Genomic DNA, 12,298 nt, shown 5'->3' on the forward strand with positions numbered 1-12,298 from the left:
GAGGCGGGCAAAGCGATTTTTCTGGAGTCGGGCTAGGCGACTGTTTTGCTGTGCTGCCGACTGCGGCAAGGTTGGCAAACCGTGCTCATCAGCCGTGGCTATGACAGCTGTGGTCAGTCGGGGGAACGGGCTTCTTCAATTTTATTTTCCTGGAATATGGCTTGGATCAGGCGACATTGTCGGCACCGTTTCTGAGGCTGAACTTCGAACTTCCCGCGTGTCCGCCTTGTTGCCGATGCTGGCGTCGTTGCTGGTTCGGCAGTTACCTCGACCACTGGGGACGCCAAAGTAGGCCAGCCTGTAGCAGGGACTAGTGAAGCGACGGGGTGTCTTGCGCTCATAGGATCCTAGATGGAGAAAGCCTGTCGCACGAGACAATATTTTATTAAAACTATATTAGAAGATTCGGCATAGTTTTGAATATAGTGTGTCAAGAATTGATCTTGATAATCAGCCGGGGGGCTAAAATGCTGAATAGTATCGGGGCTAGAACTGCGGCCGCATTTGGATCAATTCTCGCAGTGGTTGCGGCAACTGGCATCCTGAATATATACGTTGTTCAAGAGCTTTCTTCTATTCCTAAAACGATATTTGATACTTCTTTGGTGTCCGTTTCGTCGGCCAAACAAATCAGCGCCAATATGATCGGAATTAATAGGAGCATGAAGGATGTATTGCTCGCATCGGATGCCCAAGGAGTGGATACAGCGAGGGCGGTCGTAGATGCACTTGATGCAGATGCAGTAAAGAATCTGGAAATGCTCTATCTAAGTATGCCCGAGAATAGAGATGCTATTGATATGTTGAGGGGCTCGATCGAATCTTGGCGTCCAATCCGAACGGACGTTATTGAACTTGTGAGGAGCGGGAAGATGGGTGCTGCCGTCGAGGTTGTTCGTCAGCAGGGCTCAGCGAAGGTAAAGGAAATCACGTCGGCAGCAAATACAATTGTTGAGAAGGCAAGTGATCAAGCAACTCGGACTACAGAGCTTGCCAATGAAAAGGGCCAGACCTCACTGTGGATTGTGTCATTGTCGATAGCCGGCGTTGTGGCCTTGTGTGCTGCCCTTGCTTACATCGCTATGAATAGCATCGTCAGCCCTCTGAAGAATATCGCAAATGTGATGAATAAGCTTTCGAATGGGGAACTAAACGTCGAAATCCCAGGTCTCGAACAAAGGGGTGAGATTGGTTCAATGGCGACTGCCGTCGATGTTTTTAGGCAAAATGCGCTAAAAATCCGCGACCTCGCGGCCAGCGAAGCAGTTTTGATGATGAAGAATGCTGACCTACAATCGAACATCGCAACTGTTGTTGACGCCGCCGTAGCTGGCGATTTCACCCGCCGTATCACTAAACGGTACGATGACCCGGATCTTGACCGCTTTGCATCTAACGTCAACTCCTTGGTGCAATCAGTTGACGCAGGCATTGCTAACACAAGCCGGGTTATCTCTGCGCTCGCCCGGGGAGATCTCACCGAAAGCATGGAAGGACTTTATCAAGGTGTGTTCGCCAGCCTCCAGCTTAACGTGAACGAAACTATGTTTACTCTGCGAACTCTAATGCAGGAGGTCCGACAGTCGGCTGACGCAATCAACGGGGGTGCTGACGAGATCCGCCAAGCGTCAGACGAGCTATCACGGCGTACCGAGACCCAAGCAGCATCGCTTGAGGAAACATCGGCGGCGCTCGAAGAGATTACGGTTGCGGTGAAGACTTCTACTGAACGGGCTCAGGAATCAAACAATATGGTTACTGAAGCAAGGCAATTTGCCGAGGCATCTGCGGACATCGTTAGTCAAGCCACATCGGCCATGAGTCGCATTGAGCAGGCATCGAGCGAAATCACACAAATTATTAATGTGATCGACGAGATCGCGTTCCAGACCAACCTGCTCGCGCTGAATGCGGGCGTCGAGGCAGCACGCGCAGGTGAGGCTGGCAAGGGTTTTGCCGTAGTAGCGCAAGAGGTCCGGGAACTCGCCCAGCGTTCTGCGACCGCTGCCAAAGATATCAAGACGCTGATCACCAAGTCTTCGCAGGGAGTGCTCTCTGGCGTGCAATTAGTCAACTCAACTGGACAAGCGTTGAGCGATATCCAGATGAAAGTAATCGGGATTGCAGGCCAGGTGTCTTCAATTGCAATTGCGGCCCGGGAGCAATCGGTGGGTCTGACGGAGGTGAATGTCGCTGTCACACACATGGACCAAATGACCCAGCAGAACGCCGCGATGGTGGAAGAGGCGGCAGCCAGCACTGCCAAGCTAGCCGAGGAAACCGCACATCTGAAGGTATTGATCTCTCGTTTTAAAATCAGCAGCGACGTGAGCATTATGCGACGAGTCGCGTGACAAAAGTTTGAATCAGTAGCAGAGATGTACGCGAACCAGGCGAGACGGTATAATTCACCGCTCGCTTGTATGGCGTTGGGCCCAATCTGTTCTAGCTGTGGCCGAGGCGTCTGAGCGATTGAGGTGCTGCAGCGGGTGGATTCTGACGACCTGGTTGTTATGCCGAAAGTAAAAAAAGGTGGAAATCGCTTCGGGGAACTGGGGCGCAACCTCGGCTGCAGACGATGGAGGCCCTTGAAGCCCTTCCCAAAGAATGTGTCATCTCGCCGTCCACAAGAGGCAAGCTCCTAGTACAATTTCGGCGAGATGAAGGGAGTTAATTTTTTTCTCTTCAATTTACGTGTGTCACTGCGCACAGTGGCAAGATGCGTTGTCAACGACGTCGGAGAATTCACGCTTGCAAGGATTGTTTCAACAAACGTCTGCAACCTCGACGAGTTCGACGAAGTGAGCCATCAGTTTGGGCTCGAACCTGATACACTCACGCAGCACCTGACCTTTTGCATGACGGAACTATCTTCGACGTCGTGTTAAGGCTCGCCAGGTCAACGCCGTTCATCGGCCATGCGAAATAAAACGGACACCCAATGATGCGTGTGAGATTGCCCAGCTGCTGGATTGGTTTGGTGGAGGTGAAGAGCATTGAAGGCCATATGTCCGCCCGCTTCTCACCAGCCGAGAGGCGATGCAGCGAAAATACCTTAACCTCGAAATTGAATTCGTCAACTGCTCGAGCTCTTAAGCGCCAAGCTGCTGATACGTTTAAGGATTGGTGCATTCGAGGAAGCGCCCTCGGCATGATCGAAATCGACACAGCGCTCTAGTCGGCGATTAACCATGTGATCAGCCATCAAAATCTAACGAAAGACCCACACTCAGTCGGTAAGTGCGTTCTTCTCCTATATTACGACCCACTGCGCGAGACCTATCAGAATCAGCGGTATCGCGCCCAGAGCGAGAACCGTCTGTGTCGCCGTGATTCCAGCCATCAAAGGCGCGTCGCCTCCGAGTTGTCGGGCCATGATGTAGGCTGAGGACGCCGTGGGCAGGGCCTGGAAAAGGAGCGCTGTCGTTAATGCTCGGCCTTCCAGTCCGACTACCGACGCCACGATGACAGTTGCGGCTGGCATCGTAAGGAATTTCATGGCGGATGACGACGCAACAGGGCCGATCCACTGTCGGGCCGCTTTAAAATCCAGGGCGGCTCCGACACATAGAAGACCCAGCGGCAAGGAGGCGGCACCCAATGAGCGCATCGACGCCTCGACACCGGGTGGAATACCGAGACCGAGCAGCTGAAATACAATTCCACCCAGGGAGGCTAGGACAAGGGGGTTCGTTATCAGCTGCTTGATGATGCCGCGGCCACTAAGCCGAGCGGTCCCATGCTTTGCGAATACGAGAACGCACAGGATGTTGACCGTTGGAACGATAGCCGCGTTGCAGATCGCCGCAAGTGCGATGCCTTCTGCTCCAAACAGACCACCCGCCAGCGTCACCCCGACGTAGTTGTTAAAACGCACGCTACCCTGAAATACGGAGGTGAAGGCCGGACCATCCACCTTCAGAAGAGGGCGCACGGCGATCACCAAGCCTGCGACGGCAATCGTCGAAACGATAAGTGTCAATGCTAGATCGCCAACGGGTAGAGACCCCAGATTGGCCGTCGCCAGACCGTGAAAGAAAAGGGAGGGGAGCAGGACATAGTAGCCGAGCTTCTCTGCCTGGGGCCAGAAACCCTCCTCAAGGAATCGACGGTTGCGCAGATACATGCCAAATGCGATCAGCAAGACTACAGGCAACAGAGAGAGAAAGACCTCGCTGGTCACTTTCTTTCTCCCAACGCGGCAACGATCCGTCTACAGCCCTCCTCGAGCGTTGCCTTGTCGGTCGCGAACGAAAGGCGCAAGTGGCCAGGCGCTCCAAAGGCACTGCCGGGAACGGTGGCGACCCCGGACTGAAGCAATGCTTCCGCCACGGCCACGTCGTCGTCGCGCCCGACAAGTTTCGGGAAGAGGTAAAAGGCACCATCCGGAACCGGCACGTCGAGAAATGGGCTTGCTGACAGCGCGGCGTAGCCTGCATCCCGGCGTTCGCGATATATAGCGCTACGCTCCTTCAATACGTACTGAGGTCCATCGAGTGCCGCGACAGCGCCAATCTGGCTGAGTGTTGCAGTCTGGGTGCAGTTTTGGCCCTCGATTGCCGTTATCCTTGCTATCAGATCCTTCGAGCCGAGGCCCCATCCTACGCGCCAGCCCGTCATCGCGTACGCTTTGGACACCCCGTCAATGAGCAGAATGCGTTCTCGCAGGTCAGGCGCGACCGAGGCAATGCTGACGTAGGTGGTGTCGGTGTATCTGATGTGGGCGTAGATCTCGTCGGACATGACGAGCACGCGCGGATGTTTTCGAAGAACTTCAGCTATCGCCTCCATCTCGGTGCGGCTGTAAAGCGCACCGGATGGATTGCCGGGCGCATTGATGACGACCCAACGCGTGTTAGCAGTTATTGCCGCGGAGAGTGCAGAGGGCGAAAGAAGAAAGCCCTGGTCGGCGGGGCACTGGACGGTCACAGGCGTTCCGCCACTAAAGCTAACCATGTCGGGATAGCTTGCCCAATAAGGGGTAGGGATGATGACCTCGTCGCCGCTCTTTATCGTCGCCAGAAACGCATTGAATATGACCTGCTTTGCACCGCATCCAACTGCGATTTCGCTGTCGGAATAGTCAAGACCACGATCTCTCGCTATGGCTCGGCGGACCGCGTTCCGCAGCGCCGGGATGCCGTTGGACGGTGTGTAGCCGAGGGGACGGCGAGCAGCTTCTATCGCCGCATCCGCGACATGCGACGGGGGAGCGAAATCCGGCTCGCCGAGTGTAAGGTCAACGATGTCTTTTCCATCGGCACGCAACTCAGCGGCGCGACGAGCCATCGCCAGAATAGGCGAGACTCTGATGGCTTTGGTATCGCTTGAAGATTTAGGGGACATGTGGACGATCTCTCCTGAAAAGGCTTTAGACGAGATCTACCAGTTTTGATGTAGAAGGAAAAATTGGTAATCCTTTTGTGTTCGATAATGTTTTTTTATTGGTCGGGCTCTGCTACGCTAAAACCTTCCTGGCCAGAGTAGCGACGTCCCAAATATTCCGAGCGTGTTTTATGAGAGGATTCCGCCTTGTCACTTCGTGCGCTTCGCACTTTACACGCCGTCGCGCGGCACGGTTCCTTCGCTGGCGCTGGCGAAGCCGTCGGACTGACGCAGCCAGCGGTCAGCCTGCAGATGAAGACGCTGGAGGATGAGTTCGGTGTCCAGCTTTTCGACCGTTCTCGTCGCCTGCCGGTTCTCACGGACGCAGGGCGGATCGTTCTTGAGCGATCGAAAGAGGTCCTGGCACTCTACGACACGATTTCCGGAGCATTGAGTGATGAGCAGTCCCTCGCTGGACGTCTGAAAGTCGGGGCCATACAGACCGCGCTCGCAGGAGCTCTTCCAGATGCATTGGTCGCTCTCAATACGGCTCATCCTCGGGTTCGAATTCATGTCGCTGCAGGGATGTCGGCAGAACTTGCATTGCAAGTCGTAGCCGGCGATCTGGATGCGGCGGTGACCACCGAACCTGTGCGCCCCTATCCTTCCGATCTGGTCTGGACACCCCTTTACGAGGATCGTTTCTGGTTGATAGCCCCTCCGCAATATGCGCAGCGCAGTGTTCGGGAGTTACTGTCGGATTTGCCTTTCATCCGCTTCGACAGCAGGGCGTGGGCAGGGCGGCTAATCGATCAGGAATTGCGCCGGATGAAAATGGAATTGCGCGAGGACATGGTGCTGGATAGTCAGGATGTCATCTTGCGGATGGTCGATAAGGGGCTGGGCGTCGCCGTTGTACCGCTGTCCAGCGGGGTGCAGAAAACTCTGGCTTTAACATGTGTTCCCTTCGGTGATCCGCAGATGGTACGGCGTGTGGTTTTGCTGGAGCGAAAAGGGCACCGTGGACGGTTGTCAATGGCGCTGGCGCAAGCAATCATTGGGGTACGCCGATAACCCTGGTCGGAGACAGGGCACGAGCCTTGCTCGTGCATCCAGCGTATTCCCATTCTCCCGAGCGGGAGGCGTTGGCGAACGGGCGCCAAATCAATTAGGGCAGTCCCACGCCGCCAATCACTGCCACAACGACGGAGACCCACGGCGGGAGCTTTCACGCCAACAGAGCACAAAGCACAGGAGCGCCAGCGTGAAATCACGCATTTTGCCGACTGCGCTGAAAAATCGGTAGAATAGAACGCTCGCGAGGATGCCGACGACTGCAGCGTTCGCACTTTGCGTTATGGTCGAGCGGAAGCGTTCCCAGAACGGCGGGAGTTCGATCAGAAGCAGAAAGCCAGGGACAAAGACAGACCGTAGCAGGCACTGTGCCGACGACGCCATTGGGCTGGGGACCGAGCAAGGCCCTACGATTGGCCGCAAAGGTTAACGGTGGCGAAGCTCCTTGTGTTGCCCATAGTCAGCTATTGATGCGTCAGCAGTCACACCGCAAGGCTGTTTCCACCCCGAGAAGGGGCAAGAGGAAATGACCTCTGACAAACACTGGCGCAGGTAGCGCTTGTTTGAACCCAATTCATCTCTTCCAGATCAGCCTTTCCATGCTTGCACAGTTTGCGCCACGCCGAATTTCGGACGACGATCAGACGGTAGCGCCATTCATGTCCGCGGAGCTGCGGTGAACCCGGCAGTCGCCTCTCGCTGTCTGGATCGAGCTACATAGCCGCGACTGCCATCCATCAGCGTGCGGGTGTAAGGATGCTGCACCGTATTTTCGAGCAACTGCTGCCTTGTCGCAATCTCGACGAAGCCGCCACTTTGCATCACTGCAACCCGGTCGCACAGATGGGCAACGACCGCGAGGTCGTGGCTGACGAGGATATAGGTCAGGTTTCCGCGTTCCCTCAGATCCTTAAGCAAGTTGAGAATCTCCGCCTGTATCGAGACGTCGAGCGCGGACGTCGGCTCGTCGAGAAGCAGGATACTCGGTTCGAGGATCAATGCGCGGGCAATCGCGACGCGTTGACGTTGTCCTCCCGACAACTGGTGCGGATATCGGTAGCGGAAATTGAGCGGTAGGCCGACATCTGTCAGGACCTTTTCGATGCGGTCTTGACGTCGGTCCTTGCCGTGGATTTCCAGTGGCTCGAGCAAGGTGCGACCAATCGTGTGTCGCGGGTGAATCGAGCCGAACGGATCCTGGAAAACCAGTTGCTGCTTGGCAAGCTGTCCGTGGGTTCGCTTTTGGGTGATCGTCTCTCCATCGATCTCTATGATACCCGTCCACTGTTTGTTGCGACCCGCGATCGCACCGAGCACGGTGGATTTTCCGCAGCCGCTCTCGCCAACCAGTCCGAAAGTCTCGCCTTTTGCGACCTCGAAAGAAACGTCCTTCACCACTTTGATGAGGGTGTCGCCGCTACCATATGATACGGCGAGTTGGTCAATTTTGATCATGGGCATATCAGTTCTCCAGCCAGGCGGGATCGCGACGCAGCACTTCCAGCCTGTCACGTGGATGGTCGAGGCTCGGCAATGCGTTGAGAAGGCCACGGGTGTAAGGGTGTTTGGCCTGGTCCAAATCGGCGGCGGCGATCGTTTCCACGATACGGCCCGCATACATGATGATCACTCTATCGCAGAAACTTCGGACAAGATTGAGGTCATGCGAGATGAAAATCAGACCTATGTTTCTCTCCGTTACGAGATCATCCAGGATCGACAGCACCTGCTGGCGAACCGTGACGTCAAGGGCTGAGGTCGGTTCGTCGGCAATGATCAGGGAAGGGGAGGCGATCAGCATCATGGAGATCATGATGCGCTGTCCCATGCCGCCAGAGACTTCATGCGGATAGAGATCAAAGACACGCTGCGGATCACGGATCTGAACACGTTCCAGCATGGAAAGTGTACGTTCGCGGGCTTCCTTTTTCGAGGCTCGTTCGTGCAGTATTACTGTTTCGGATATCTGCTCGCCGATGCTCATGACCGGATTGAGCGAATATTTCGGATCCTGAAGGATCATCGCGATGCGGCGACCGCGGATCGACAGCATCTCGCCTTCGGTGGCGCGAAGTAAGTCGATGTCCTCAAACTGGAGGCGATCCGCCCTGACTGAGGCATTCGGTGGTTGCAGTCGCATAATGGCGCGGCCTGTCGTGCTCTTGCCCGATCCGGATTCGCCGATAATGCCGATCTTCTCGCGACCGACCGTGAACGAGACTTCCTGGACAGCCCTGACGGCACCTGAAAGCGATGGAAATTCGACCGACATCTTCTCGACGGTCAGGATAGTGTCTGTCGATTTATGCATTGCGGGGATCCATGATGTCACGCAGCCCGTCGCCGAGCAGATTGAAGGCAAGGCTAACGACCAGAATGGCAATCCCCGGTACTGTCGTCAGCCACCAGGCATCGAGCAGATACTGGCGCCCGGAGGCGGCCATTGAGCCCCATTCTGGAAGGGGTGGCTGCGCGCCGAGGCCAAGGAAGCCAAGGCCGGCGGCTGTCAGGATGATGCTCGACATGTTGAGCGTCAGGCGCACGATGACTGACGGCGCACAGAGTGGCACGATGTGACGTAGTAGGATGCGGCCCATGCCAGCACCCTGCAATTCTGCCGCAACAACGAAGTCCGCATGGCGAAAAGTCAAGGTCTCTGCGCGGGCAAGGCGGGCAATCGGCGGCCACACCGTCAAAGCGATGGCGATCACCGCATTCTCAATGCCAGGACCGAGCGCTGCAGAGAATGCAAGTGCGAGAACGAGACTTGGGAAGGAGAGGAAGATGTCGGTGATACGCATCAGGACGACATCCGCCCAGCCACCGAGATAGCCGGCGGTGGCACCGATCACGAAGCCGATGGGCCCCACGATGACAGTCACGAGAATGGCGATGTAAAGTGTGGTACGACCGCCATAGACGAGCCGAGCGAAAACGTCGCGCCCAAATTCGTCGGTGCCGAACCAGTGCGCCGCAGACGGAGCCTGCAGTGCCTTCATGAAGTCCTGAGCGATCGGATCCTGAAGCGGCATGAAAGGTGCCAGCGATGCCATGATGATTAGGAAGATGATAACGACGAACCCTGCCAGAGCAAGCGGATTGGCAACCAAGCTAAGCCAGGCGATATAGATGTTGTGTAGGCGGGCCTGGCGCGAGGAGCTGAATTCCTCATTGATCAGCCAGGTGTGGAGATTTGAGAACGTTCCTGATTTTGTCATGGTCTCACCGGGTCCTTGGATCAATAAAGCGATAGGCGATGTCTGATAGGAAGTTGATGGCGATCGAAATCAGCCCGATCAAGAACACGCTTCCGAGGACAGCATTCATGTCAGCAAAAAACAGGGCGGAGGTCAGGTATTGTCCGAGCCCCGGCCATGCGAACACGGTCTCGATCAGCACGGTTCCGTCGAGCAAGCCGCAATAGGCGAGTGCGACGACGGTCAGAAGCTGCACACGGATGTTGCGGAAGGCGTGCCGCCAGATAATCGGTCGTTTGCCAAGACCCTTGGCGCGGGCCGTGAGGATATATTCCTGGTGAAGCTGTTCCAGCATGAAGCTGCGTGTCATGCGGCTGAGATAGGCCATCGCCGCGTAACCAAGGATCAGGGCCGGTGCGATGAGGTGGTGCAGCGCGCTCCAGAACACATCCCAATGCCCCCCCAACAGGCTGTCGATCAGTACGGAATTCGTCCGCGCCTCGACAATACCCTCGTTATAAACATAGATCCGGCCACCGGGCGGGATAACGCCAAGTTGCGCATAAAACAGCAGGATGACAATCGTGCCGAGCCAGAAGATGGGCGTCGAATATCCGAGCAGTCCCACGACGCGGGCAACATGGTCGACCCATGTTCCCTTGCGGACCGCAGCGATCACGCCGAGCGGAACACCAAGACCCGCGCCGATCAATGTCGCAAGTGTCGCCAGTTCTAGCGTGGCGGGAAACACTCGGGCAAGATCGTTAACCACGGGCTGCTTGGTGATATTCGACTGACCAAAATCGAGCTGTACGGCATTGCCGAGATAGTTCGCGAACTGCACGTATATCGGTCGGTCAAGGCCCATTTCCTTGTAGACGCGGTCATATGTCGCCTGGTCCGCTTGATCGCCAATGGCAGCGATCACGGGATCGGCAGGCACCATGCGTCCGACGACGAAGGTAATGACGAGCAGACCGAGCAATGTCGTCAAGATCACGATCGCCGAAGTGGCGACTTTGCGTGCTGCCTTGAAAAGCGAATGGCTCGGAACTGGAGTAGATGTGGTCTGTGAAATACTCATTGCACTGTCCTTGGTTCGCAGATCATTCGCTCTTGGAAACGGTGTCCCAGCGTGTCAGCCATGTCGGATGTCCGACGTAACCTTTCACTTCCATGCGGACGGCTTTGGGATCGGTACGTTGGAATGACGTGACAAGAGCTGGTGAGGCGCGCAGATAGGCGTCGTTAATCCGTACATACAATTCTTTGCGCTTTTCCGGATCGATCTCGTGGGCAGCCGCAATTACCATGTCCTGTATGTCTTTTGGGACGTCCCAGGCGGTGCGCCACGCGACGAGCCCTGCGAGTTTCGCCGCATCTGAATTGTCGGCATTCGTGGCATAAGATTGAAGAACCGCATGCGGGTCGGGAAGACGATCGCCAGTGCGTGATGAAAACAACTCGAATTGGCGTGACCTGAATTTTCCGATCTGGTCACCGATCTGCAGATCGAGTTTGATCCCAGCCTTGGCGGCATTGTTCTGAAGCGATATTCCGACTTCGGATTCCGGCGTTCCGGGTTGGGCGAAATAGACTTTTGAAAAGCCGTTGGGATAGCCCGCTTCGGTGAGTAGTTGTTTTGCCTTGTCGATGTCCAGTTTGTAAGGATTGTCACTCCTTGCGCCGGGCAGGCCGGCCGGGATGATCGATTGCTGCTTGGTACCGTAGTATTTCATGACGGTGCTGCTGAGGCCGTCATAATCGATGAGATAGCGAAAAGCCTCGCGGACCTTCGGGTTGGAAAGGATCTCGTCCTTCTGGTTCAAAGCCAGATAGTAAAAGCCGAATCCGGGTACCTTCTGGACCGACACCTTGCCATCGGCCTCAAGCCCTGAAAGGTCTGTCGAGGACAATCTTGTCGCGACGTCGACGTCACCCGCATCGATCTGAAGCCGCTGGGCTGAGGATTCAGGGATATGGCTCATGAACACCCGCCGCATGGCAGGCATGCCTTTCCAGTAGTCCTTAAATGCATCGGCGATCAGAAGCTGATTGGAGCGCCAAGTGGTCAGGGAATACGGGCCTGAGCCCGCGTCCTGGGTCTGGAGGTAGTTGCGCGCCCAGTCACCGTTTTTTTCCCTGCTTGCCAGAAAGGCGCTATCGACGATCGAGGTTGAGAAACTGGCCAGAGAATAGAGAATGAGGTTGGGGTTCCAGACCTCCGGTGTCTGCAGCACGAGCGTTTGGCCATCCGTCGCACGGATCAGAGCGTCGACGTTTTTTGCCGAAAACCCCCATTGGCGAAGGTCGGTCGACGGTGCGAGCCCCAGTTTCACTAGCCGGTGCAGAGACCACTCAACATCTTTCGCGGTCAGCGGATTGCCGGAGTGGAACCGCACTCCCTGCCGGATCTTGAAGGTGAATGTCTTCCCATCTTCAGACACCGTCCAGCTCTCGGCGAGCGACGGCTTTGGTACTGTAATGTTATCGACCGGCAGCTCGATAAGCCGATCGTAGAGATTGGCGACGACCTCGGCAGCCTCGAGCTGGTTGATTTCATGCGGATCAAGACCGCGCATCGTCGTCATCATGATAGCGATGACAAGTTGATCCGGTGGGGTTTTGGCAAATGCGGGCATACCGCTGGATGCGATCAGCGCAGAGCTTACGATCGCAACAAAATTACGTTTCAACATGGT

Annotated in this window: 9 protein-coding genes; 2 read left to right on the forward strand and 7 right to left on the reverse strand. The window is 55.9% G+C overall.

Annotated features, from left to right (window positions below):
• Positions 1-467: 467 nt before the first annotated feature.
• Positions 468-2,354 carry a HAMP domain-containing methyl-accepting chemotaxis protein gene (locus IFT53_RS17520; protein ID WP_192068193.1) on the forward strand — a complete coding sequence of 629 codons (1,887 nt, stop codon included), beginning with the start codon at positions 468-470 and terminating at the stop codon, positions 2,352-2,354.
• An 899-nt stretch (positions 2,355-3,253) separates the two neighbouring features.
• Here IFT53_RS17520 and IFT53_RS17525 read toward each other — a convergent pair.
• Together IFT53_RS17525 and IFT53_RS17530 are read right to left on the reverse strand one after the other, a co-directional pair.
• Complete coding sequence (locus tag IFT53_RS17525; protein ID WP_192068195.1) at positions 3,254-4,183, reverse strand: AEC family transporter; 930 nt, start codon at positions 4,181-4,183, stop codon at positions 3,254-3,256.
• A complete protein-coding gene (locus IFT53_RS17530) occupies positions 4,180-5,346 on the reverse strand; it encodes a pyridoxal phosphate-dependent aminotransferase (RefSeq protein WP_192068196.1) in 1,167 nt (388 codons plus the stop codon). Before IFT53_RS17530 ends, IFT53_RS17525 begins: the two co-directional genes overlap by 4 nt.
• A 186-nt stretch (positions 5,347-5,532) precedes the next feature.
• Between IFT53_RS17530 and IFT53_RS17535 the strand changes: the two genes are divergently transcribed.
• Positions 5,533-6,399: a LysR family transcriptional regulator gene (locus IFT53_RS17535; protein ID WP_192068198.1), complete on the forward strand. Its 867-nt coding sequence runs from the start codon at positions 5,533-5,535 to the stop codon at positions 6,397-6,399.
• Between the two features lie 657 nt (positions 6,400-7,056).
• Here the strand turns inward: IFT53_RS17535 and IFT53_RS17540 are convergent.
• From IFT53_RS17540 to IFT53_RS17560, 5 genes are read right to left on the reverse strand one after another with little or no spacing between them, the layout of a single operon-like run.
• Positions 7,057-7,860, reverse strand: a complete 804-nt coding sequence (locus tag IFT53_RS17540) for an ABC transporter ATP-binding protein (protein WP_192068200.1) — start codon at positions 7,858-7,860, stop codon at positions 7,057-7,059.
• Position 7,861: 1 nt separating this feature from the next.
• Positions 7,862-8,671: an ABC transporter ATP-binding protein gene (locus tag IFT53_RS17545; RefSeq protein WP_243258648.1), complete on the reverse strand. Its 810-nt coding sequence runs from the start codon at positions 8,669-8,671 to the stop codon at positions 7,862-7,864.
• A gap of 31 nt (positions 8,672-8,702) precedes the next feature.
• On the reverse strand, positions 8,703-9,617 hold the full coding sequence (locus IFT53_RS17550; RefSeq protein ID WP_192068202.1) for an ABC transporter permease: 915 nt from the start codon (positions 9,615-9,617) through the stop codon (positions 8,703-8,705).
• A 4-nt stretch (positions 9,618-9,621) separates the two neighbouring features.
• A complete protein-coding gene (locus IFT53_RS17555; RefSeq protein WP_042615811.1) occupies positions 9,622-10,680 on the reverse strand; it encodes an ABC transporter permease in 1,059 nt (352 codons plus the stop codon).
• 22 nt (positions 10,681-10,702) lie between these two features.
• Positions 10,703-12,295, reverse strand: a complete 1,593-nt coding sequence (locus tag IFT53_RS17560; protein ID WP_192068203.1) for an ABC transporter substrate-binding protein — start codon at positions 12,293-12,295, stop codon at positions 10,703-10,705.
• Between the last annotated feature and the right edge of the window lie 3 nt (positions 12,296-12,298).

Source organism: Rhizobium sp. CFBP 13644, from assembly GCF_014842165.1.
Classification (GTDB): Bacteria; Pseudomonadota; Alphaproteobacteria; order Rhizobiales; family Rhizobiaceae; genus Agrobacterium; species Agrobacterium tumefaciens_C.

Bases quoted from the DNA above. Each gene is read 5' to 3' on its own strand.
- IFT53_RS17540 (WP_192068200.1), bottom strand. From the start codon at position 7,860: ATGCCCATGATCAAAATTGACCAACTCGCCGTATCATATGGTAGCGGC.
- IFT53_RS17545 (WP_243258648.1), bottom strand. From the start codon at position 8,671: ATGTCGGTCGAATTTCCATCGCTTTCAGGTGCCGTCAGGGCTGTCCAG.
- IFT53_RS17520 (WP_192068193.1), top strand. From the start codon at position 468: ATGCTGAATAGTATCGGGGCTAGAACTGCGGCCGCATTTGGATCAATT.
- IFT53_RS17555 (WP_042615811.1), bottom strand. From the start codon at position 10,680: ATGAGTATTTCACAGACCACATCTACTCCAGTTCCGAGCCATTCGCTT.
- IFT53_RS17530 (WP_192068196.1), bottom strand. From the start codon at position 5,346: ATGTCCCCTAAATCTTCAAGCGATACCAAAGCCATCAGAGTCTCGCCT.
- IFT53_RS17560 (WP_192068203.1), bottom strand. From the start codon at position 12,295: ATGTTGAAACGTAATTTTGTTGCGATCGTAAGCTCTGCGCTGATCGCA.
- IFT53_RS17550 (WP_192068202.1), bottom strand. From the start codon at position 9,617: ATGACAAAATCAGGAACGTTCTCAAATCTCCACACCTGGCTGATCAAT.